Below are 22,237 nucleotides of genomic sequence, written 5' to 3' on the forward strand. Positions count from 1 at the left end.
CGCACAAAGTGGAGAACTTGATCGCGCTGCTCGTCGCGGCACCGCTGGTCGGTGCGGCCCTGCTCTTGTGCGGCGGCAAACGGCTGGACCGCGCCGGCCACTGGATCGGCACCCTGCTGGCGGTGGCGTCGTTCGCCGTCGCGGCGGTGCTCTTCGCCGACATGCTCGGCAAGGCCGCCGGGCACCGCGCCCTGCACCAGCACCTGTTCAGCTGGATCCCGGTCGGCGGCTTCCGGGCCGACGTCGCCTTCCAGCTGGACCAGTTGTCGATGACGTTCGTCCTGCTGATCACCGGTGTCGGATCCCTGATCCACATCTACTCGATCGGCTATATGGAGCACGACGAGCGGCGCCGCCGCTTCTTCGGCTACCTCAATCTCTTCCTCGCGGCGATGCTGCTGCTCGTCCTCGCCGACAACTACCTCCTGCTGTACGTCGGTTGGGAGGGCGTCGGCCTCGCCTCGTACCTGCTGATCGGTTTCTGGCAGCACAAGCCGAGCGCGGCCACCGCCGCCAAGAAGGCGTTCCTGGTCAACCGCGTCGGTGACATCGGGCTGTCCATCGCGATCATGGTGATGTTCACGACCTTCGGCACCTTCGCCTTCGGCCCGGTGCTCGCCGCGACCGGTGACACGGGCGAGGGCAGGCTCACGGCCATCGGGCTGATGCTGCTGCTGGCCGCCTGCGGCAAGTCGGCGCAGGTGCCCCTGCAGTCCTGGCTCGGCGACGCGATGGAGGGCCCGACCCCGGTCTCGGCCCTCATCCACGCCGCCACCATGGTCACCGCGGGCGTGTATCTGATCACCCGTTCCGGGGCGATCTTCAACGCCGCACCGACCGCGCAGCTGGCCGTCGTCGTGGTCGGCGCCGTCACGCTCCTCTTCGGTGCGATCGTCGGTTGCGCCAAGGACGACATCAAGAAGGCGCTGGCCGGTTCGACGATGTCGCAGATCGGCTACATGATCCTGGCGGCCGGCCTGGGCCCCATCGGCTACGCCTTCGCGATCATGCATCTGGTCACCCACGGCTTCTTCAAGGCGGGCCTCTTCCTCGGCGCCGGTTCCGTGATGCACGGGATGAACGACGAGGTGGACATGCGCCGTTACGGCGGTCTGCGCTCGTACATGCCGATCACCTTCGTCACCTTCGGGCTCGGCTATCTGGCGATCATCGGCTTCCCCGGACTGTCCGGCTTCTTCTCCAAGGACAAGATCATCGAGGCGGCGTTCGCCAAGGGCGGCGCCGAGGGCTGGATCCTGGGCGCCGCGGCCCTGCTGGGCGCCGCGATCACCGCGTTCTACATGACGCGGGTGATGCTGATGACGTTCTTCGGCGAGAAGCGCTGGAACCCGGCCGAGGTGCATCCGCACGAATCGCCCAAGTCCATGACGATCCCGATGATCGTGCTGGCCGTCGGATCGGTCTTCGCGGGCGGTCTGTTCAGCATCGACGACGCCTTCGTGACATGGCTGGAGCCGGTCACCTCTTTCGCGCACGGCAACTCCCCGGTCAGCGCCACCGCCGTCACCGCCGCCACGATCGTGGTGCTGCTCGCCGGTGTCGGCGTGGCCTGGCTGAAGTACGGCCGTAAGCCCGTCCCGGTGGCCGCCCCGCGCGGTTCGGTGCTCACTCGGGCCGCCCGCCGCGATCTGCTCCAGGACGACTTCAACCACATCGTCTTCGTGCGCGGCGGTGAGCAGCTCACCCGCACGCTCGTCCAGCTCGACCACTCCCTGGTGGACGGCGCGGTCAACGGCACGGCGGCCTCGATGGGCGGGCTCTCCGGTCTGCTGCGCCGGTTGCAGACCGGATTCGTCCGCTCCTACGCAGTCCAGATGTTGGGCGGGGCGGCCGTGCTCGTCGCCGCGACCCTGCTGATGAGGAGTGTCTGAGCCATGTCGTTCCCCCTGCTGACGGTGACCGCCGCGGTGCCGGCGGTCGGCGCGATCGCCACCGCCGCGCTGCCCGCCGCCCGGCGTACCGCGGCCAAATGGCTCGCGCTGCTCTTCTCGCTGGCCACCCTCGCGCTGGCCCTGCTGATCGCGTTCCGCTTCCGGCCCGGCGCCACGGGCCCCTACCAGCTCACCGAATCGCACACCTGGATCCCGGACTTCGGGGTCCGCTACGAACTCGGCGTGGACGGTATCGCGGTCGCCCTGATCGCGCTGACCGCCCTGCTGATCCCGTTCGTCATCCTGGCGGGCTGGCATGACGCCGATGTCCTGGAGGACACCAGGCCCAACCGCCGCTGGCGGCCCACCCAGGGCTTCTTCGCGCTGATCCTGGCCGTCGAGGCGATGGTGGTGATCTCCTTCGAGGCCACCGACGTCTTCCTCTTCTACCTCTTCTTCGAAGCCATGCTGATCCCGATGTACTTCCTCATCGGCGGCTTCGGGGACCGGGCCGGCGGGCACGGCGAGGAGGAGGCCGCCGCCCAGCGCTCGCGCGCCGCGGTGAAGTTCCTGCTCTACAACCTCGCGGGCGGCCTGATCATGCTGGCCGCGGTGATCGGGCTGTACGCCGTCACCGCCGACCAGCTCGGTACGGGCACCTTCTCGCTGCAGCAGATCGTCGAGGCGCGGGCGGCCGGCAAGCTGGACATCGCCACCGGCACCGAGCGGCTGCTCTTCCTCGGCTTCTTCTTCGCCTTCGCGGTGAAGGCGCCGCTGTGGCCGCTGCACACCTGGCTGCCCGGCGCCATGGGCGAATCGACCGCCCCGGTCGCCGTACTGATCACCGCGGTCGTCGACAAGGTCGGCACGTTCGCGATGCTCCGCTTCTGCCTCCAGCTCTTCCCGCAGGCCAGCAGCTGGGCCACCCCGGTCATCCTGGTGCTCGCGCTGATCAGCGTGCTCTACGGCGCGCTGCTCGCGGTCGCCCAGCGGGACATCAAGCGGCTGATCGCCTACGCCTCGATCTCGCACTTCGGGTTCATCGTGCTGGGCATCTTCGCGATGACGTCCCAGGGCCAGAGCGGTGCGACGCTCTACATGGTCAACCACGGCATCTCCACCGCCGCGCTGATGCTGGTCGCGGGCTTCCTGATCAGCCGCCGCGGTTCGCGTCTGATCGCGGACTACGGCGGGGTCCAGAAGGTCGCGCCGATCCTCGCCGGCACGTTCCTCGTCGGCGGTCTCGCGACGCTGTCGCTGCCCGGCCTGGCACCGTTCGTCAGCGAATTCCTGGTCCTGGTCGGCACGTTCAGCCGCTATCCGGCGATCGGGGTCATCGCCACCGTCGCCATCGTCCTCGCCGCGCTCTACGTCCTCGTCCTCTACCAGCGGACGATGACCGGACCGGTGCGGGACGAGGTGCGCGCCATGCCCGATCTGCGGGTGCGGGAGCTGGTGGTGGTCGCGCCGCTGATCGCGCTGCTGATCTTCCTCGGGGTGTACCCCAAACCGCTCACCGACCTCGTCAACCCGGCGGTCGGCCACACCCTGTCCGTCGTGGACAAGAAGGACCCCCAACCCGCTGTGCAGGTGGACGCCGTGCCCGGTGGCGACCGGCGCGGCCCCGCCGTGCGTGATCAAGACGTGGAGGCCGCGAAGTGAGTTCCGTGGCGAGTGTCCACAGCCTGTGGACAGTGGCGGCCGATATGCCGGGCAGGATCCCGGCCCCGCACATCGAGTACGCCCAGCTGGCGCCGACCCTGATTGTCCTCGGTGCCGCGGTGGTCGGCGTCCTGATCGAGGCGTTCCTGCCGCGCCGCAGCCGCTACTACGCCCAGCTGTTGCTGTCCGTGGTGGCGCTGGCCGCCGCGTTCGCCGCGGTGATCGGCCTGGCGGCCGGCGGCTTCGGCTCGGCCAAGGCGCATATCGCGGCGATGGGCGCCATCGCCGTCGACGGCCCCGCCCTGTTCCTGCAGGGCACGATCCTGCTGGTGTCGCTGATCGCCGTCTTCACCTTCGCCGAGCGGCGCCTCGACCCGGCGGCGCACGGCAACCGCGTGGACTCCTTCGCCGCGCAGGCCGCCGCCGTCCCCGGCGGCAAGGCCGAACAGGCCGCGGTCAAGGCCGGGTTCACCACCACCGAGGTCTTCCCGATCGTGCTCTTCGCGATCGGCGGCATGCTGGTCTTCCCGGCCGCCAACGACCTGCTGACCCTCTTCATCGCGCTGGAGGTCTTCTCCCTCCCGCTGTACATCCTGTGCGCGCTGGCCCGCCGCCAGCGCCTGCTGTCGCAGGAGTCCGCGGTGAAGTACTTCCTGCTCGGCGCGTTCTCCTCGGCCTTCCTCCTGTTCGGCGTGGCCCTCCTGTACGGCTACGCCGGCACGGTGACGTACTCCGGGATCGCCGAGGTCATCTCGGACGGCGCCAAGCAGATCGACCCGGCGCTGGCCGGCACCATGGGCAATGACGTCCTGCTGCTGATCGGTTCCGCGCTGGTCGTGATGGGGCTGCTGTTCAAGGTCGGCGCGGTCCCGTTCCACATGTGGACGCCGGACGTCTACCAGGGCGCCCCCACCCCCGTCACGGGCTTCATGGCGGCGGCCACCAAGGTCGCGGCGTTCGGCGCGCTGCTGCGCCTGCTCTATGTCGTGCTCCCGGGCCTGCGCTGGGACTGGCGGCCGGTGATGTGGGGCGTCGCGATCCTCACGATGCTGGGCGGTGCGATCGTCGCCATCACCCAGACGGACATCAAGCGGATGCTGGCCTACTCCTCCATCGCGCACGCCGGGTTCATCCTCGCCGGTGTCATCGCCACCAGCGAGAACGGCATCTCCTCGGTGCTCTTCTACCTCGGTGCGTACTCCTTTGTGACGCTCGGCGCGTTCGCCGTCGTCACGCTGGTACGCGATGCGGGCGGCGAGGCCACCCAGCTGTCCAAGTGGGCCGGGCTGGGCCGCCGTTCACCCCTGGTGGCCGCGGTGTTCGCGATCTTCCTGCTGGCCTTCGCGGGCATTCCGCTCACCTCCGGCTTCACCGGAAAGTTCGCCGTCTTCAAGGCGGCGGCGGAGAGCGGCGCCGGATGGCTGGTCGTGGTCGGTGTGCTCTCGTCGGCGATCGCCGCGTTCTTCTACATCCGGGTGATCGTGCTGATGTTCTTCAACGAGCCGAAGGCGGAGGGCCCGACCGTCGCGGTGCCCAGCCCGCTGACGACGACGGCCATCGCGTTCGGCGTCGTGGTCACCCTGGTGCTCGGCCTGGCGCCGCAGTACTTCCTCCACCTGGCCGGGCAGGCGAGCGTCTTCATCCGCTGACCTGCTGATCCGCCCCTCCACGGAGGGGACGCGCCGCCGTACGGGGGCGCGCCGACGGCCGCCGTTCCGGTCCCCGCAAGGGGCTCGGGGCGGCGGCCGTCGGTGTGTGCGGCCGGTGCGGGACGGGCGGCGGGTCAGCCGCCGTCGGGCACGCCGCTGGGCAGCCTGGGCAGGTCCGGCATCCGCACACTGCCGTCGGTGGACTTGGTGTACTTCTCGGCGGGGCCGCTCTGCCAGCTGACGCTCAGACTCCTGCCGTCGGCGGCGGGCCGGAGCGTGCCGCGGGTGCGGGTGGCGTCCCCGTCGGTGCACTTGAGGACGGCGCTGGTCACCCCGGCCGGCTCCTGGACCGTGCCGAGACAGGCCGTCTTCTGTCCGTCGCTCAGCGCGACGGTGCCGTGGGTGATGGCCAGAATCAGCTTGCCGTGGGCGGACTTCGCCTCCCAGGCGCCCTCGATCGCCGAACCGCCCGCCGGTGTGCCGGTGCCCCGGTCCGGGGGCGCGCTCTCCGGCCGCGGCCCGCCGTCCTTGCCGTCCCCGGTGTCGCCGCTGCCGCAGCCGCCGAGCAGTATCGCGGCGAGGGCGGCCGTCCCGACGGCCTGTGCTGCCTTGCGCACGTACGTCTCCTCCGTTGGGGGACAGGGAGACGTGAGGCTAGCAGCCGGGCGGGCGGGACCCGGCGGCCGTACGGAGGGAGTCGGTGTGCATCGGAGACCCGTAACAGACCGTCGGGATAAGGGAATTGGGGGGCGGCAGCCCCGGCGCACCCCCTGCGCCGGGCCCCTACGGGGCCGCCGCGTTCCTGTCCTGCTGGATGGCCTGGCGTACCGCGTGGGCCGTCCACTCCTCCTTGGCCAGGCGCCGGAGCTCGCGGCGCAGGGGGCGCAAGGCGCCGCCGGGCAGGAGCTTGGCGTCCAGACCGGTCGCCGAGGCGAGGGCGCCCAGCAGGCGGCTGCGCGGGTCGGGGAAGTGGGCGTCGGCGGCGGCCTTGAAGCGGGACCGGGCCGGCCCGGTGAGGTCCACCCGGCCGACCGGGAAACGGGCGTACGGGAAGAGGCCCAGGGCACGGCCGGTCCGCCGGCGTACCGCGCCGCGCTCCGCCAGGCGGTCCAGGCAGAGTTCCTGGACGGTGCGGCCGGCGCCGTGCACCCAGCGTCGTGCCCGGATGCCCCGGCCGCCCTTGGCCGGGCCGGGCAGCGTGGCCAAGGCGCCGTCCAGCACCGGATCGTGCAGCGGCAGCGGACTGGCCACCGTGAACCGGCCGCCGCCCTCGGGGGTGATCCGCCCGGCCGCCGCCAGATCGGCCAGCGCCGCGCCGGCCAGGCCGTACCGCAGCGAGGTGCGGCTGACGACGGGCCGGCCGCGGCCGGGATCGAGGGCGAGCAGCAGGAGTTCCTCGGGCAGGGTGAGCGAGGGCGGCGGCGCGGGGGTCATGCCTGGTCGCCGCCCAGGGCGGGTGCGGGCAGCACCCGGCCGGTGACCTCGCCCAGGCCGATGCGGGCGCCGTCAGGGCCCGGCGCCCAGGCGGTCAGGGTGACCTCGTCGCCGTCCTGGAGGAAGGGGCCCTGGCCCTTGGTGAGTTCCAGCAGGCAGCCGAGCTGGTCCGGTTCGGGCCCGGAGACGGTGCCGGAGGCGAAGAGATCGCCGGTGCGCAGCGAGGCGCCGTTGACCGTCATATGGGCGAGCTGCTGGGCGGCCGTCCAGTACATCGAGGCGAACGGCGGCCGGGAGACCGTCTCGCCGTTGACGGTGACCTCGATGCGCAGGTCGATACCGCCCGGCTCGGCGGCCGCGTCGTCGAGGTAGGGCAGCAGCGGGAAGTCCCGGGCGGGCGGCTGCGTACGGGCCTCGTCGAAGGCGTCGAGCGGGGTGATCCAGGCGGAGACGGAGGTCGCGAACGACTTGCCGAGGAAGGGGCCGAGCGGTACGTACTCCCACGCCTGGATGTCGCGCGCGGACCAGTCGTTGAGCAGGCAGACGCCGAAGACGTGGTCGCGGAAGGCGTCCAGGGCGACCGGTTCGTGGTGGTTGGAGGGCGCGCCGACGACGAAGCCGACCTCGGCCTCGATGTCCAGCCGGGTGGACGGGCCGAAGAGCGGCGTGGCGTCGTCCCCGCCCTTGCGCTGGCCGTTGGGGCGTACCACCGGGGTGCCGGTGACGACGATGGTGCCCGCCCGGCCGTGGTAACCGATCGGCAAATGCTTCCAGTTGGCGGGGAGGGCGCTGCCGTTGGGGCGGAAGATGCGGCCGACGTTGGTGGCGTGGTGCTCGCTGGCGTAGAAGTCGACGTAGTCGGCGACCTCGAAGGGGAGGTGCAGGGTGACGTCGGCCAGCGGGTGGCACAGCGGCGTCAGGGCGGTGCGGTGCGCGGGCTCGGTGACGGCGGCGCGGACGGCCGCCCGGACCTCCCGCCAGACCGTGCGGCCGGCGGCCAGCAGCGGGTTGAGCGTCGGCGCGGCGAGCAGATCGGCGTGCGGCGGCCGGACGGCGGCGGGCAGGTCGCTCAGATCGAGGACGTGGTCGCCGTAGCGGACGCCGATCCGGCGCCGGGTGGGCGCGTCCGGCGTGCTGAAGACGCCGTAGGGGAGGGTGTGCGGGCCGAAGGGATCGCCCTCCGCCAGGTCGAACGGGCCCTGCGCCGGGCTCTTTTCCGGGCTCTGCTCGGGGCTCGGTTCCGGGCTCTGCACGGGCGGCATGGACAGCTCCTCGCGTTCGTCGTCTCCGGTGGACGGCCGGTGGCCGGCCGGTTGGGCCCGCGGCCGGTGGGCCGTGATCCGCGGACCGGTGGGTCCGCTGATCAGGGTACGGCGGGGCGCGGCGCGGCGGGATGGGCGGCGGGAAGGTATCCGGGCGGGGGAGGGAAACCGGACGCCGGCCGGGTGCGGCGGCCCCGGCCTTGCGGAATGTCCGGAAAAGCCTTGGCGCACCGTGCAGTCCGGGCCTAGCGTCCTTTGCGGGCGCGGCCGGGGCCGGGTGGCCGCTGTTGGGGGGACAGGTGGCGCGCAGGGGCGGACGGCCGGCGGTCGACCGGAGTGTGCCGGGGCTGATCGTGAAGATCGGCGACTACCCGCTGCACCACGGCGGGGTGGGCGCGATCCGCAGCCTGGGGCGGCTCGGGGTGCCCATGTACGCCATCACCGAGGACCGGTTCACGCCCGCCGCGGCCTCCCGCTACCTCCGCGGCCGCTTCGTCTGGCCGACCACCGGCCGCGAGGAGCCGGCCCACCTGGTGGACGGGCTGCTGCGGATCGGCCGGCGGATCGGCCGTCCGGCGGTGCTGATCCCGACCGACGAGGAGGCGGCGGTGCTGATCGCCGAGCATGCCGCGGCCCTCACCGGACCGTTCCTGCTGCCGCGCGTGGCGGCCGGGCTGCCCCGCCGGCTGGCCAGCAAGGAGGGGCTGCACGAGCTCTGCGCCGAACACGGTGTGCCCTCACCGGCCGCCGTCTTCCCCCGCTCGTACGCGGACATCGAGGCGTACGCCGGGCGGGCGCGCTTTCCGGTGGTGGCCAAGAACCGCGAGGCGTTCCTGCGGCGCAGGTGGCCCGCGGTCGCCGGGACGACCCGGATCGGCGGACCGGCCCAGCTGCTGGACCTGGCGCGGGACTGGGGGCCGCGGCCGGGCGTGATCCTCCAGGAGTACCTGCCGCGGGAGGAGGCCGAGGACTGGATCGTGCACGCCTATTTCGACGCGGACAGCGCGGCGCTCGCCCTGTTCACCGGTGTCAAGGTGCGTTCCTGGCCGCCGCACGCCGGGATGACGGCCTGCGCGTACGTGGTGGACAACCCCGAACTCGCCGAGCTGAGCGCCCAGTTCGCCAAGCGGATCGGGTTCAGCGGGACGGCCGACCTGGACTGGCGGTTCGACCGCCGCGACGGCCGGTACAAACTGCTGGACTTCAATCCGCGGATGGGCGCGCAGTTCCGGCTCTTCGAGAGCGAGGCGGGGGTGGACGTCGTCCGCGCGCAGCATCTGGACCTGACCGGGCGCGCCGTCCCGGAGGGCGAACAGCGGGCCGGGCACCGCTTCGTCGTGGAGAACATCGATCTGCCCGCGCTGCTCGCCTACCGGCGCAGCGGGGGGACGACGCCGCACGCGCCGGCGCGCGCGGCGGGCACGGAACTGGCCTGGTTCGCGGGCGACGACCCGCTGCCGTTCTTCACGATGCTCGCGCGCTGCGCCGGGCCGGGTGTCCGGCATCTGGCGCAGCTGCGGCGGACCGGCCGCCGGGCGGGCCCGGACCGCGCGGGCGGCGGTGCGGCGCAGCGCTGAGCCATCACTCGGGGAGGGACCGAAGTGAGCACTCCGACAGCACCGGTAGCAGTCATCGGGGCGGGCCCGTACGGCCTGTCGACGGCCGCGCATCTGCGGGCGCGCGGCCTGCCGGTGCGGGTCTTCGGGCGGCCGATGGTGAGCTGGCGGGAGCAGATGCCCGCGGGCATGCTGCTCAAGTCGACGCCCGCCGCCTCCAGCATCGACACCCCGCAGGCCGGGCACACCCTCGGCGACTTCTGCGCGGCGACGGGGGAGGGGCGCTATGTGTCCGACTGGGACGTCATCCCCGTCGGGACGTTCATCCGGTACGGACGGTGGGTGCAGGAGCGGCTGGTGCCGGAGCTGGAACAGGTCAGGGTGGTGTCGGTGGACCGGCGGGCCGGGGCCTTCGAGCTGAAGCTGGACAGCGGTGAGGTGGCCGCCGCGCGGGCGGTGGTCGTCGCCACCGGCCTGAGCCAGATCGCGCATCTGCCGGCCGAACTGGCCGCCGCGGTACCGGCCGGGCCGTCCGCCACGGGGCCCGTCTCGCACAGTGCGCAGCACCACGACCTGTCGGCGCTGGCCGGGCGGGACGTGGTGGTGGTCGGCGCCGGGCAGTCGGCGCTGGAGAGCGCGGTGCTGCTGGCGGAGCAGGGCGCGGCGTCCGTACGGGTGGTGGCGCGCGGGCGGGCGGCGGTGGGCTTCGGGGCGCCGCCGGACCGGCAGCCGCGGCTGCGCCCGCGCACGCCGTTCGGCAACGCCTGGTCGCTGTACGCGCTGACGTATCACGCGGGGGCCTTCCGCCAGTTGCCGGCGCCGGCCCGGCGGTTCCTGGTGCGGCGGGTGCTGGGGCCGCTGGGCGCGTGGTGGCTGCGGGACCGGTTCGTGGGCCGGGTGCGGGTCACCCAGGGGCGGCGGATCGTCCGGGCCCGGATCGTCGACGGCCGCCCGGTGCTGACGCTGCGCGGCGCGGCCGGGCACCGCTCGGCACCGTCGGCACTGTCGGAACTGGCCGCCGACCATGTGCTGGCCGCGACCGGCTACCGGATGGATCTGGCGGCGCTGGACTTCCTGGGCCAGGGGCTGCGCACCGGGATCGCGGTGGGGGCCGGCGGTCCGCTGCTGGACGCCGGCTTCGGCTCCTCCGTACCGGGCCTGTACTTCACCGGGCTGCCGGCGGCCGCCTCGTTCGGCCCGGTGATGCGCTTCGTCTGCGGCACCGCGTTCGCGTCCCCCAGGCTGGCGCACGCGGTGGCACGGGCGTACGGGTGAGCGGCGGGGCCGGTCCGGTTCGGCCCCGCCGCCGCGCTCAGCCGGCCGTCCGCGGGATCCGGCGGTGCCAGGTGCGCCGGAAGAACTCCTCGTCACCGTCGTGGCAGACGACCTCGTTCACGGTGTGGAAGTCGTCCTCGTCCGCGGTGATCTCGGAGTGGGTGGCGATGCGGACGTCCCAGCCGAGGGCCGGGCGGTGCAGCCGGACCGACCAGTCGGAGCGGGTGGTGGCTCCGGTCGGGTCGTCGGTGCGGATCCGGTACGTCTCCTGGGCGTCCTCGGTGAATTCGAGGCCGTCCGGGTAGATCCGGGTGCCGCCGTAGCGCGGATCGACCTCCAGCGTCCACTCCCCGGCGGCGACATCGCGCACCACCCGCCGCTCCGGGCGCAGGCCGGGGTCCGCCGGGAAGACGACGCCCAGCGGCTCGGCCTGCTCGGGGGGTGCGAAGGTGACCGGCGGGCCGTCGGAGCCGGGTGCGCGGACCGGGAGTTCGAGGGTGGAGGCCGCCGGGTCGACGGTCCAGCCCGAGGCGTCCGGGTGCGGCCAGATCCACGGCCAGTACGCGGAGGACAGCGCCAGGCGGATGCGGTGGCCCGGCGGGAAGGCGTGCCCGATGCCGTTCAGTTCGAAGGTGACGTCCTCGGTGGCGCCCGGCGGCCATTCGACGGCGCGGTCCCGGCCGTGCCGGGCGAGGAGGTTGAGCACGCCGCGGGTGACCAGGGTCGAGGAGCCGTCGGGGGCGACATCGCAGAGCCGGGCGATGACCTGGCCGCGCGGCACCTGCGAGGTCAGCCGCAGCCGGACCCGCGCCCGGCCGAGGATCTCCGTCCGTTCGGTCAGCTCCGGCAGGTCGAAGCAGACCGAGCGGCCGTCCTCCTCGCGCTGGTCGGGCGGCAGATCGGCGTCGTTGCCGAACGGGAAGAACCGGCCCGCGTCCACGCCGGTGTGCTGCGGTGAGCGCACCGGCCGAGGCCGGTCGCCCGGCAGTGGGTACGTGGTCGGCGTCACCCGCGGCGAGGGCCAGACGGCGTCACCCACCCAGCGGCCCGGCAACTCCTGATAGACGGTGGCCGGCGGATGGGATTCGCTGATCCAGGCGCGCAGCAGCGGCTCGTCCATGACGTCGCGGGCACCGGCGTCGCGGGCACCCCCGTCCGCCGGGCGTGCGGCGGGTTTGAGCCACCGGTCCCACCAGCGCAGCGTCTCCTGGAGGAAGCCGATCGCGGGGCCCGGCGGCAGCCCGCGGTCGGGGTACTGGTGCGACCAGGGGCCGATGATCCCGCGTACCGGCGCGGTGCCGTGCCGGGGGAGCTGCTCGATCAGCCGCAGCACGGTGTCGCGGTACGGATCGTGCCAGCCGCCCACGGCCAGGACGGCGGCCTTGACCGTGGAGTAGTCCTCGCAGACGCTGCCGTGCCGCCAGTAGGCGTCGCGGGACTGGTGGGCGAGCCAGGTGTGGATGAGGGGTTCGACGGCCTCCAGGCGGTCCCGCCACTGCTCCCGCCAGCCGTCGCCGACGTGTGCCGGGTCAGGCGGCCGGGAGGCGAACGCGAGCATCGTGGCGGCCCAGGCGTGCATATCGACGGCGAGCACCGAACCGCCCATGTAGTGCACGTCGTTGTCGTAGCGGTCGTCGGTGGAGCAGACCGTGACGACCGCCTTCAGCGGTTCGGGTGCGAGGGCGGCGAGCTGGAGGCTGTTGAAGCCGCCCCAGGAGATGCCGAACATGCCGACGTCGCCGGAGCACCACGGCTGGGCGGCGAGCCAGTCGATGACGGCGAGGCCGTCGGCCAGCTCGGTCTCGGAGTACTCGTCGGTGGGCCGCCCCTCGGAGTTGCCGTGGCCGCGCACATCGACGCGTACGGAGGCGTAGCCGTGCCCGGCGTACCAGGGGTGGCGCTGGGCGTCGCGGGGCGCCGTCCAGTCGCCGAGGCGGTAGGGCAGGTACTCCAGGAGGGCGGGCACCGGCTCGGTGCCGTAGGGGCGCCAGATCCGCGCGTACAGCTGCGTACCGTCCGGCAGGGGGATGCGGACGTCCTCGCGGAAGGTCTGGTGGGGGAAGTCGGTCCGGATGTGCATGAGGCGGGTCCCAGGGACGGCGGCGGGCGGCGGGTGCGGGCGGGTCAGCGGACGGGGTGCATGGTGCGGCGCAGCCACGGCCCGGCGGCGATCACCGCCAGGCCCACGACCACGGCGAACGCGCCGTTGAGGCCGAAGTAGAGGTCGTTGGGCAGTACGCCGAAGAGCTTGACGGCCTGCGCCTGGATGCCGTTGGCGAGGGCGAGGGAGAGGAACCACAGCGCCATGGTCTGGCTGGCGAAGGCGGCCGGTGCGAGCTTGGTCGTCGCGGACATGCCGGTGGTCTCCAGCAGGATGTCGCCGAGCCCGAGCAGGACGTACGAACCGACCAGCCACCAGGCGGCCATCGTCCAGTCGCCGGTGCGCCCGGTGGTGGCCGGGACCATCACCAGGAAGGAGAGGCCGCCGAGGAGCACGCCGTAGGCGATCTTGCGGGAGGCGTGCGGCTGGCGGCGGCCCAGTTTGACCCAGACGGCGGCGACGACCGGCGCGAGCAGCACCTCGGCGACGCCGAGCACGGAGTTGTACCAGGTCGAGGGGAAGTCCCAGCCGAGGACGTCGGTGCGGGCGTGGTCCGCGGCCAGCAGCGTCATCGTCGAATACGACTGGAAGAGGATGAAGTTGAAGACGACCGAGGCGGCGAAGAGCACGATGTACGGGCGCAGCCGGCCGCGTTCTTCGGCGGAGACCTGCGGGCTCTTGAACATCACGGCGAAGTAGACGACCGGTGCGATCACCGAGAGGACGGTGAGCGCGTCGACGGTACGGGGCAGGGTGAGCAGACCGGTCAGCGCGAGGGTGGTGGCGAGGGCCGCGACCAGCAGCGTGCCGCAGACGATCAGCCACACCGCGCGCCGCATGGTGCTGGGCAGCAGCGCGAATTCGGCGCCGTCCCGGCGGCCGGCCAGCCGGCGCCGGCCCAGGACGTACTGGACCAGACCGAGCGTCATACCGACCGCGGCGGCCGAGAAGCCCAGGTGCCAGCCCTGTTTCTGGCCCAGCCAGCCGGTGATCAGCGGGCCGAGGAAGGCGCCGATGTTGATGCCCATGTAGTAGAGCGCGAAGCCGGCGTCGCGGCGCTCGTCATCCGTCGCGTAGAGCTTGCCGACCATCGTCGACACGTTCGGTTTGAGCAGCCCCGTACCGGCGATGATCAGACCGAGGCCGACCCAGGTCATGGCGGCGGCGGGCACCGCCATCGCGTAGTGGCCGAGCGCGATGAGGGCGCCGCCCCACAGCACCGCGCGGTAGCTGCCGAGTATTCGGTCGGCGAGCCAGCCGCCGGCGACGGAGACGAGGTAGACGAGGGTGCCGTAGGCGGCGGTCACCGAGGCGGCGGTGTTCTGGGCCATCCCCAGGCCGCCGCTCGCGACCTGGTCGGAGAAGTAGAGGACCAGAATGGCCTGCATGCCGAGGAACGAGAACCGCTCCCACATCTCCAGACCGAAGAGGGTGAGCAGCCCGCGAGGATGGCCGAAGAAGGCATGGCCCGCGCGGGGGGTCGGGGCTTCGGTCACAGGTGTTGCTCCTGGTGCTCTTGGGGATGCGCTTGCTTCTGCTCTCCCGTCTTTCGCAGCGCAAACCACCACCAAGAGGTGATGCAGAACATACCGGCCCAACGGTCGGCGTACCGATGGGGTGGCTCGGGGGACAGGCGCTCACGGTGATCCAAGTGCGACCGGATACCCTGACCAATGGTGGAGACAGCGACAGATCGACATTCCGTTTGATCGTCAGCAGACAGGAGTACCCCTCGTGACCGTCGTCGGGCCCTTCGGGCTGAGCGTGCGGGACCAGGCTCTTGAGGCCGATGTCCAGGCCGGGTTGGCGGCTGTGGAGGAGGGCCTGCTGGAGGCCACCAAAAGCGACGTGCCGTTCATCACCGAATCCGCGCAGCATCTCGTGCGCGCGGGCGGCAAGCGGTTCCGTCCGCTGCTGGTGATGCTGGCCGCTCATTTCGGTGATCCGCACAGCCCCGGGGTGGTGCCCTCGGCCGTCGTCGTGGAGCTGACGCATCTGGCGACGCTCTACCACGACGACGTCATGGACGAGGCCGATGTGCGCCGCGGCGTGGCCAGCGCCAACGCCCGCTGGAACAACTCCGTCGCCGTCCTGACCGGCGATTTCCTCTTCGCCCGCGCCTCGCACATGCTCGCCGACCTCGGGCCGGAGGCGGTCCGGATCCAGGCGGAGGCGTTCGAGCGCCTGGTGACCGGCCAGATCCTGGAGACCGCGGGACCGGACGCCGGCCGCGACCCCATCGACCACTATCTGGATGTCCTCGCGGGCAAGACCGGCTCGCTGGTCGCCGTCGCGTGCCGGCTGGGCGCGATGATGTCGGGCGCCGACGAGTCGACCGTCAACATCCTCACCCAGTACGGCGAGCGGCTGGGCACGGCGTTCCAGCTGGCCGACGACGTCCTGGACATCGCCAGCGATTCGCACGAGTCCGGCAAGACGCCGGGCACGGACCTGCGGGAGGGCGTCGCGACGCTGCCGGTGCTGCATCTGCGCGCGCGGGCCGAGAGCGCGGCCGGTACGGACGAGGACCGCGCGCTGTGCGAGCTGCTGGCCGGCGATCTCACCGACGACGCCCGGCACGCCGAGGCGCTGGCCCTGCTGCGCGCCCACCCGGCGCTCGAACAGGCCCGCCGGGACACCGTGCGCTACGCCGAGGAGGCCCGCGCCACGCTGGCGCCGCTGCCGTCCTGCCTCGCCAAGTCGGCCCTGGAGAGCCTCTGCGACGCGGTGGTCCACCGGGCGGGGTGACGGGTGCGCCTGACGGTACGGGCGGCGACAGGTGCCGCCCGTGTCGTGCGGGCGGGTCTGACGGGGCCTCTTCGGCGGGCGGAGGCTTGGCGGCAGGGGCCTGGCCGGTGGCTCTTCGGGGGCCGGCGGTCCGGCCGGTGCGTCTCTTCGAGGTGACGGTCCGGCAGCTCGACGGCCCGACATTTCGGCGGTCCGGGACACCGGCGGACTGTGCAGGCTGACACTTCGGCGGTCCGGTGGTTCTCCGCCCCTTAGGGGTCGTGGCGCGGGCATTTCTCAGGGGAGCGGTCAACCTCCCGCCGTACGGACTCCACCTTGCGGCGCCCCGAGCTCATCCCTCAGCAGTAGGACGAGTTGCTTCCCCGGGCTGACGCCGTACGCCCGCCGATTTGGTGGGATGGGAATCACCACAGCACGGCGGTCGGGTGACAATGAGCCCGCGGGGTGGACGAGTGCGAAGCAGAACCGCCGATTCACGACGGAGGTAGGGCACATGTCACGGAACGAACCGGCAGAGGTCATCGGCGACGGGGGCGAGGGGCGCTCTTCGAAGCGCCGTAAAGCGGTGCGGTACGCCGTACCGGTCGCGGTGGCGGGGGTCGCGGCGGCGACGATCGGGCTGGTCCCGGCGTTCGCCGGCTCCGGTTCCCCCGATCTGCCGAAGATCTCCGCGGAGGAGCTCATAGCCAAGATCGCCAAGTCGGACACCCAGCAGCTGTCCGGCACGGTCCGGATCACCACGGACCTGGGCCTGCCGTCGCTGCCGGGCGGCATCGGCGCGGGCGGGTTCGGCGGCGAGCAGGGCAAGGGCGGCGGCGAGCAGGGCAAGGACGGCGCGTCCGCGGCCCCGCAGAGCAAGCTGATGGAGCTGGCGTCCGGTGCGCACACGCTGCGCGTCGCCGTCGACGGTCCCGACAAGCAGCGGCTCTCGATCGTCGACAAGGCCGCCGAGTACAGCATCGTCCACAACGGCGGCGAGGTCTGGGCGTACGACAGCGGCAGCAACACCGCCCTGCACAGCAAGGCGCCCCAGGGCGAGCGGGGCCACCAGGGCGGCGCGCCGCAGGGCCTGCCCAAGGGCCTGGAGCAGGCCACCCCGCAGGACCTCGCCAAGGAGGCCCTGAAGGCGGCGGGCGACACCACGTCGGTCACCGTCGACGGCACCGCGAAGATCGCCGGCCGGGACGCCTACCAGCTGGTCATCAAGCCGAAGCAGAGCGCCTCGACGGTCGGCTCGATCCGGATCTCGGTGGACGCCGCCAACGGCGTCCCGCTGAAGTTCACCCTCACGCCGAAGAGCGGCGGTGCGGCCGCGATCGACGCGGGCTTCACCACCGTCGACTTCGCCAAGCCCGAGGCGCACACGTTCGCCTTCACACCGCCCAAGGGCGCGCAGGTCGTCGACGGCGACAAGGAGCGGGCGAAGGCGCACAAGGAGGTCAAGCCGGGCCAGGACCTGAAGGACTTCAAGGGTCTGGGCGGTCTGACCGTCAGCGGCAAGGGCTGGACGTCCATCGCCACGATCAAGGGTGCCGGTTCCGGTCTGCCCTCCGCCGGTGCCAAGGGCGCCGATGCCAAGGGCGCGGCCGGTGACGCCGGCAAGTTCCTGGACAGCCTCGGCGACAAGGTGACCGGCTCCTTCGGCTCCGGCCGGGTCTTCAGCACCCGCCTGGTCAACGCCCTGATGACGGATGACGGCACGGTCTACGTCGGCGCCGTCGACAAGCAGGCACTGGTCGACGCGGCCAACGCCGCGAAGTAACGAGGCCGTGGAGGAAACGGCCGAGGCCGCCGCCCCGGCCGGATCCGGGGCGGCATCCGGCGCCGGACCGCGGTGCGGCGTGACGTCACGCACAACCGACGTCACGCCGCATACGCGGTGTCGCCCAGACCCGCGACGTCCCACCGGCACCGGACGCCGCACCGACACGCGGCGTCGCATGGATACACGGCGTCGCACCGACGCACGACGTTTGGGGGAGCCGATGCCACAGCCGTCCGCCGCGCACCCCGGAGCGCCCCTGACCGCCGGGGACGCGGCGATCGAGATCAGTGGGCTGACCAAGGCGTACCGCGGCGGCCAGCTCGCCGTCGACGGTCTGGACCTCGTCGTACCGCGCGGCAGCGTCTTCGGCTTCCTGGGCCCCAACGGCTCCGGCAAGACGACCACCATCCGCATGCTGATGGGCCTGATCGAACCGACCGCGGGCAGTGCGCGGGTGCTCGGTCTGCCGATGCCCGGCGCGGGCCGCCGGGTGCTGCCCCGGGTCGGCGCCCTGATCGAGGGCCCGGCCCTCTACGGTCACCTCACCGGCCGCGGCAATCTGCTGCGCCTGGACGCCGCCGACCCGACCGCCGATCCCCGCACCCGCGCCGAGCGGGCCGGCCGCGCGCTGGAGCGGGTGGGCCTGGCCGCCGTGGCCGGCAAGAAGACGCGCGCCTACTCCCTCGGTATGAAGCAGCGCCTGGGACTGGCCGCGGCCCTGCTCCAGCCCCGTGAGCTGCTGGTCCTGGACGAGCCGACCAACGGCCTCGACCCGCAGGGCATGCGGGAGATCCGCACCCTCGTCCGGGAGCTGGCGGCGGACGGCACCACCGTCTTCCTCTCCTCCCACCTCCTCGACGAGATCGAGCAGGTCTGTACGCACGCCGCGGTGATGGCCCGCGGCCGACTGATCACCCAGGGCACGGTCGCCGCCCTCTCCGCCGCCGTGCTCGGTTCGTCCGGCCGCGGCCGGCTGACGGTGACGACCCCCGACCCGGCGGACGCGGTCCGCGTGCTGAAGGAGCACGGTGTGACCGACCTCCAGAGCGCCGGCGACCTGGTGACCGGCGATCTGCCGCCCGCCGCCGGACCACCGGACAGAGCGGGCACACCAGGCGCACCGGGCACATTGGGGGCATCGGAAGGGCCCGATGGGCCTGGCGGGCCGGACCTGGCGGAGCTGAACGCCGCGCTCGTCCACGCCGGCGTCCGGGTCCGCGCCTTCGGCACCCAGCGCGCCTCACTGGAGGACGCCTTCGTACGGCTGACCGGGGAGGGTTTCGATGTCGCGGGCTGACACGGCGCCGCGCCGGCCCCGGCCCCTGTGGTCACTGGGCCTGCTGCGCAACGAGATCGGTACGACGTTCCGCCGCTGGCGCACCCTCGCGCTGCTGGCGGTGCTCGCGGGCGTACCGGTCCTGGTCGGCATCGCCGTGAAGATCGAGACCGGCGGCGCCGGTCCGGCGGGCGGCGGGGGCGGCCCGGCGTTCATCTCCCAGGTCACCAACAACGGCCTCTTCCTCGTCTTCACCTCCCTCGCCGTCACGCTGCCGTTCTTCCTGCCGATGTCCATCGGCGTGCTCGCGGGCGACGCCATCGCCGGTGAGGCCCATGCCGGGACGCTCCGCTACCTCCTCGTCGCCCCCGCGGGACGCACCCGCCTGCTGCTGGTCAAATACGCCACGACGATGCTGTTCTGCCTGGTCGGCACCCTGGTCGTGGCTCTGTCGGCGCTGACGGTCGGCGCCCTGCTCTTCCCGCTGGGCGAGGTCACGCTGCTCTCCGGTACGACCGTGTCCTTCGGCGAGGGGCTGCTGCGCGCGCTGGCCATCGCGGGTGTGGTCGCGCTCTCGCTCACCGGGGTGGCCGCCCTCGGCCTGTTCGTCTCGACGCTCACCACCAGCGGCATCGCGGCGATGGCGACCACCGTCGGCCTGCTGATCACCGTGCAGATCCTGGACACCATCCCGCAGCTGCACACCCTCCAGCCGTATCTCTTCCCGCACTACTGGCTCTCCTTCGCGGACCTGCTCCGCGACCCCGTCTACTGGGACCAACTGCAGAAGAACCTCGGCCTCCAGGCCCTGTACACCGTCGTCTTCGGCTCGGCGGCCTGGGCCCGCTTCACCACCCGCGACATCACGGCATAGCGCGGCGGGACGGGCGGACAGGACAGGCGGGCGGGGCTCAGCGCGCGCCCGGCCCGCTGAGCGGCCTGGCCATCGTCGGCGCGAGGAGCACCTGGTGGCCGCCGCTGGCCAGCATGCGCACCTCCGCCCGGTCGCTGATCTCCGCGCGGACGATCCCCGACTCGTCCTCGTAGATCGGATAGCCGCCCGCGCCGGCCCGGTCGGTACGCCGCACGATCACCACGTCGTCCTCCACGGCGGCTGCCTGAAACACCAGCTCATAGCTCTCCGGGTAATCCATCAGGGGCCTCCTGACATGGCTCGGCAGGGGCCTGGGCCTGCGGCGCCGCTCCGCTCCGTGCCGGGATCGCGCCGTGCCGGTCCGCGCCGCCCTCCGTCGCCGCGCGCCGCTGGTACGCCGCCCGCATCTGCTCCTTCCATCGTCGCCCAGGCCCGGCCGGCGCGCCTGTCGTCGGCGGGCCCGACGGGCCCGGACGGCGCCGCCGTTAGCCGGTCGTTAGCGAGGCGACAGCGGTGCGCAGGAGGCTGGGGCGGTGTCACCGAGGACCTGACCACCGGGTCCGGCCACCCGTTCCGACCACTGGTTCCGAACGTGCTGACCACGCGTTCCGGCCACCCGCTCGCACCACACGTCCCAGGGAGAACGCCCCCATGCCCTTCACCACCGCGCTGTTCCACCGCCGCCAGGCCCGCCGCGTCGTCGCTGCCTCCGTCGTCGCCGTCGCGGCTCTCGGTCTCACCGCGACCGCCGGCAACGCCGCGCCCGTCACCGGTCACACCCCGGCCGCCGCCACGGCCCACCAGGCCCCCGCCGTGCAGAAGGGCGTCAGCGGCACCTGGCTGGGCACCCTGGAATACCTGACGCAGGAGAAGCTGATCGTCGCCCCGAAGAGCGGCCTGGCCCAGGCGTTCTACGTCGGCCCGCAGACCAAGGTGCTCGGCGCGGCCGGGATCTGCGTCGCCAACGGCAACGTCACCGTGGACGACCAGGGCTACGGCACCTCGCCCTGCACTCACGCGCAGCTGGAGAAGGCCGCGAAGATGAACGCCATAGAGGTCCGCGTCACCGTCAAGGACGGCATCGCCACCGCCATCGTCGAGCACTACCACTCCTGACGTTCCCGGGGCCGCCTCGCGCCGGCCCTCAGGACACGCCCAGGACACGCCCCGGCCCGCCGCCCATCGGCAGCGGGCCGGGGATTTCCGGTACCGAAGCTTTCCGTACCGAGGCTTTCCCGTACGAGGTTCAGCAGCCCGGAGGTCAGGGCTCTGGCGGAGGGGGCGGGGCGTACGGGTGCCCGGATGTCCGCCGGACGGGTTCCGGGCCCTGCGAGATCGTGATCCGGGCTCTTGGGATCCGGGCCCTCCGACACCGCGGTCTTGAGGGGCGACCCTACGAGGCCGGGGTCCGGGCCCTTGAGGGGCGACCCTACGGGGCCGTGGTACGGGTTCTACGAGGCCGTGGTCCGTGGCCCTACGACGCCGCGGTCCAGGCCCTTGAGAGGCGACCCTACGAGGCCGGGGTCCGGGCCCTTGAGGGGCGACCCCACGAGGCCGCGGTCCGGGGCCCTACGAGGCTCTGATCCGCCAGGGCCCTGGTCAGCGTTCGAGCGTCGTCTCCGGGGCCGGCGACTTCCCGGCTGCCGGCTCCGGGCCGGTCTCCAAAGTCGCCTCCGCCGTCGCCGCCGCGGCGCGGGCACCCGAGGCGACCGCCTCGCCCGCCCGCGTCCCGGCATCGGCCAGCGCCGCCCGCCCGCGCCGGGCGGTCCGCAGCGCGTCCCAGGTCAGCACCACCAGCGCGAGCCACACCAGCGCGAAACCGGCCCAGCGCTCGGCCGGCATCGCCTCGTGGAAGACCGTCAGCCCCAGGATGAACTGGAAGGTCGGCGCCAGATACTGCATCATCCCGATCGTCGTCAGCGGCAGCCGTACGGCCGAGGCGCCGAAGCAGATCAGCGGCAGCGCGGTTGCGATACCGCAGCCCGCGAGCAGCAGAGCCTGGCCGGTCCCGCCGGAGGTGAACGCGGACTCGCCGCGGGTGCCGAGGAAGATCAGGAAGCCCAGCGCGGGCAGTACCTGGAGTGCCGTCTCGGCGCTGAAGCCCTCGATGCCGTCGAGCTTGATGCCCTTCTTGACCAGTCCGTACGTCGCGAACGAGAAGGCCAGCCCGAGCGAGATCCAGGGCACCTTGCCGTAGGCGAGGGTCATCACGATCACGGCGAGGGTGCCGACGCCCACCGCCGTCCACTGCATCGGCCGCAGCCGCTCGCGCAGCACCAGCACGCCGAAGGCGATGCTGACCAGCGGGTTGATGAAGTAGCCGAGCGAGGCTTCCAGGACGTGCCCGGAGTTGACCGCCCAGATGTAGAGGAACCAGTTCGCCGAGATGACGACGGCGCACACCAGGATCAGTGCGAGCCTGCGTGGCTGCCGCAGCAGCGGGCCTATCCAGCTCCAGCGGCGCAGCACGGCCAGGATGACGACGGCGACCGGCAGCGACCAGGCCATGCGGTGGGCCAGGATCTCGGACGGTGAGGCGGCGTCCAGCAGGTGCCAGTAGAGCGGCAGCAGGCCCCACATGGTGTAAGCGGCGAAGCCGTAGGCGAGACCTGCGCGCTGGTCGCTTCGAGGCTGCAAGGGGACCCTCCAGATGGTGCTAGGCCGGCCCTGCGAAGGTAACGCCGCACGGCTCCGCTGTCATGCCCGTATCGGCATACGGTCATGACAGTAACGCGGGGGCGGA

At 72.5% G+C, this 22,237-nt stretch carries 17 protein-coding genes; 10 read left to right on the forward strand and 7 right to left on the reverse strand.

Translation table 11 applies throughout. The features are described from left to right. Nucleotides 1-8 precede the first annotated feature (8 nt). From nuoL to nuoN, 3 genes are read left to right on the forward strand one after another with little or no spacing between them, the layout of a single operon-like run. The gene (gene nuoL / locus IH09_RS12210) at nucleotides 9-1,892 is read left to right on the forward strand and encodes an NADH-quinone oxidoreductase subunit L (RefSeq protein WP_052856198.1); all 1,884 of its coding nucleotides are present in this window, start codon (nucleotides 9-11) and stop codon (nucleotides 1,890-1,892) included. A 3-nt stretch (nucleotides 1,893-1,895) separates the two neighbouring features. After that, on the forward strand, nucleotides 1,896-3,554 hold the full coding sequence (locus tag IH09_RS12215; protein ID WP_052856199.1) for an NADH-quinone oxidoreductase subunit M: 1,659 nt from the start codon (nucleotides 1,896-1,898) through the stop codon (nucleotides 3,552-3,554). Between the two features lie 44 nt (nucleotides 3,555-3,598). After that, entirely contained in the window at nucleotides 3,599-5,203 is a 1,605-nt protein-coding gene (nuoN, locus tag IH09_RS12220; RefSeq protein WP_205380353.1) for an NADH-quinone oxidoreductase subunit NuoN, read from the forward strand. A gap of 134 nt (nucleotides 5,204-5,337) precedes the next feature. Here nuoN and IH09_RS12225 read toward each other — a convergent pair whose 3' ends face one another. The 3 genes from IH09_RS12225 to fahA all read right to left on the reverse strand — a co-directional run bounded on the left by IH09_RS12225 (nucleotide 5,338) and on the right by fahA (nucleotide 7,899). Then, the gene (locus IH09_RS12225; protein WP_052856201.1) at nucleotides 5,338-5,820 is read right to left on the reverse strand and encodes a hypothetical protein; all 483 of its coding nucleotides are present in this window, start codon (nucleotides 5,818-5,820) and stop codon (nucleotides 5,338-5,340) included. Nucleotides 5,821-5,986: 166 nt separating this feature from the next. Beyond that, on the reverse strand, nucleotides 5,987-6,637 hold the full coding sequence (locus IH09_RS12230; protein WP_052856202.1) for a GOLPH3/VPS74 family protein: 651 nt from the start codon (nucleotides 6,635-6,637) through the stop codon (nucleotides 5,987-5,989). Beyond that, on the reverse strand, nucleotides 6,634-7,899 hold the full coding sequence (fahA, locus tag IH09_RS12235) for a fumarylacetoacetase (RefSeq protein WP_052856203.1): 1,266 nt from the start codon (nucleotides 7,897-7,899) through the stop codon (nucleotides 6,634-6,636). The genes IH09_RS12230 and fahA overlap by 4 nt, the downstream gene beginning before the upstream one ends. 287 nt (nucleotides 7,900-8,186) lie before the next feature. Between fahA and IH09_RS12240 the strand changes: the two genes are divergently transcribed. Together IH09_RS12240 and IH09_RS12245 are read left to right on the forward strand one after the other, a co-directional pair. After that, nucleotides 8,187-9,476 (forward strand): carboxylate--amine ligase, encoded by a 1,290-nt coding sequence (locus IH09_RS12240; RefSeq protein WP_052856204.1) that lies wholly within the window; start codon nucleotides 8,187-8,189, stop codon nucleotides 9,474-9,476. Nucleotides 9,477-9,500: 24 nt separating this feature from the next. Continuing rightward, on the forward strand, nucleotides 9,501-10,730 hold the full coding sequence (locus IH09_RS12245; protein WP_052856205.1) for an FAD-dependent oxidoreductase: 1,230 nt from the start codon (nucleotides 9,501-9,503) through the stop codon (nucleotides 10,728-10,730). Nucleotides 10,731-10,767: 37 nt separating this feature from the next. Here IH09_RS12245 and IH09_RS12250 read toward each other — a convergent pair whose 3' ends face one another. Continuing rightward, entirely contained in the window at nucleotides 10,768-12,810 is a 2,043-nt protein-coding gene (locus tag IH09_RS12250) for a CocE/NonD family hydrolase (RefSeq protein ID WP_052856206.1), read from the reverse strand. A gap of 44 nt (nucleotides 12,811-12,854) precedes the next feature. Further along, complete coding sequence (locus IH09_RS12255; protein WP_052856207.1) at nucleotides 12,855-14,327, reverse strand: oligopeptide:H+ symporter; 1,473 nt, start codon at nucleotides 14,325-14,327, stop codon at nucleotides 12,855-12,857. A 238-nt stretch (nucleotides 14,328-14,565) separates the two neighbouring features. Here IH09_RS12255 and IH09_RS12260 point away from each other — a divergent pair, with 238 nt between their 5' ends. The 4 genes from IH09_RS12260 (at nucleotide 14,566) to IH09_RS12275 (ending at nucleotide 19,494) form a co-directional block, all read left to right on the forward strand. Continuing rightward, nucleotides 14,566-15,579, forward strand: a complete 1,014-nt coding sequence (locus IH09_RS12260) for a polyprenyl synthetase family protein (RefSeq protein WP_052856208.1) — start codon at nucleotides 14,566-14,568, stop codon at nucleotides 15,577-15,579. Nucleotides 15,580-16,072: 493 nt separating this feature from the next. Beyond that, nucleotides 16,073-17,341, forward strand: coding sequence for a LolA family protein (locus IH09_RS12265; protein WP_052856209.1), 1,269 nt, complete (start codon nucleotides 16,073-16,075; stop codon nucleotides 17,339-17,341). A 223-nt stretch (nucleotides 17,342-17,564) separates the two neighbouring features. Continuing rightward, nucleotides 17,565-18,641, forward strand: a complete 1,077-nt coding sequence (locus tag IH09_RS12270) for an ABC transporter ATP-binding protein (RefSeq protein WP_052856210.1) — start codon at nucleotides 17,565-17,567, stop codon at nucleotides 18,639-18,641. Then, complete coding sequence (locus IH09_RS12275) at nucleotides 18,628-19,494, forward strand: ABC transporter permease (protein ID WP_052856211.1); 867 nt, start codon at nucleotides 18,628-18,630, stop codon at nucleotides 19,492-19,494. Before IH09_RS12270 ends, IH09_RS12275 begins: the two co-directional genes overlap by 14 nt. Before the next feature lie 37 nt (nucleotides 19,495-19,531). Here IH09_RS12275 and IH09_RS12280 read toward each other — a convergent pair whose 3' ends face one another. Then, the gene (locus tag IH09_RS12280; protein ID WP_052856212.1) at nucleotides 19,532-19,774 is read right to left on the reverse strand and encodes a DUF6296 family protein; all 243 of its coding nucleotides are present in this window, start codon (nucleotides 19,772-19,774) and stop codon (nucleotides 19,532-19,534) included. 371 nt (nucleotides 19,775-20,145) lie between these two features. On the opposite strand from IH09_RS12280, the gene IH09_RS12285 reads away from it, so the two are divergent. Next, nucleotides 20,146-20,610: a hypothetical protein gene (locus IH09_RS12285; RefSeq protein WP_052856213.1), complete on the forward strand. Its 465-nt coding sequence runs from the start codon at nucleotides 20,146-20,148 to the stop codon at nucleotides 20,608-20,610. 483 nt (nucleotides 20,611-21,093) lie between these two features. Here IH09_RS12285 and rarD read toward each other — a convergent pair whose 3' ends face one another. Then, nucleotides 21,094-22,131 (reverse strand): EamA family transporter RarD, encoded by a 1,038-nt coding sequence (rarD, locus tag IH09_RS12290; RefSeq protein WP_052856214.1) that lies wholly within the window; start codon nucleotides 22,129-22,131, stop codon nucleotides 21,094-21,096. Between the last annotated feature and the right edge of the window lie 106 nt (nucleotides 22,132-22,237).

The organism is Streptomyces celluloflavus (assembly GCA_000720995.1).
In the GTDB taxonomy this organism is placed as follows: Bacteria; Actinomycetota; Actinomycetes; order Streptomycetales; family Streptomycetaceae; genus Streptomyces; species Streptomyces celluloflavus.

Excerpts from the sequence above, each read along its gene's own strand:
- fahA (WP_052856203.1), bottom strand. The coding sequence starts at position 7,899 with ATGCCGCCCGTGCAGAGCCCGGAACCGAGCCCCGAGCAGAGCCCGGAA.
- IH09_RS12285 (WP_052856213.1), top strand. The coding sequence starts at position 20,146 with ATGCCCTTCACCACCGCGCTGTTCCACCGCCGCCAGGCCCGCCGCGTC.
- IH09_RS12280 (WP_052856212.1), bottom strand. The coding sequence starts at position 19,774 with ATGGATTACCCGGAGAGCTATGAGCTGGTGTTTCAGGCAGCCGCCGTG.
- IH09_RS12215 (WP_052856199.1), top strand. The coding sequence starts at position 1,896 with ATGTCGTTCCCCCTGCTGACGGTGACCGCCGCGGTGCCGGCGGTCGGC.
- IH09_RS12250 (WP_052856206.1), bottom strand. The coding sequence starts at position 12,810 with ATGCACATCCGGACCGACTTCCCCCACCAGACCTTCCGCGAGGACGTC.
- IH09_RS12265 (WP_052856209.1), top strand. The coding sequence starts at position 16,073 with ATGTCACGGAACGAACCGGCAGAGGTCATCGGCGACGGGGGCGAGGGG.
- IH09_RS12230 (WP_052856202.1), bottom strand. The coding sequence starts at position 6,637 with ATGACCCCCGCGCCGCCGCCCTCGCTCACCCTGCCCGAGGAACTCCTG.
- IH09_RS12270 (WP_052856210.1), top strand. The coding sequence starts at position 17,565 with ATGCCACAGCCGTCCGCCGCGCACCCCGGAGCGCCCCTGACCGCCGGG.
- IH09_RS12275 (WP_052856211.1), top strand. The coding sequence starts at position 18,628 with ATGTCGCGGGCTGACACGGCGCCGCGCCGGCCCCGGCCCCTGTGGTCA.
- nuoN (WP_205380353.1), top strand. The coding sequence starts at position 3,599 with ATGCCGGGCAGGATCCCGGCCCCGCACATCGAGTACGCCCAGCTGGCG.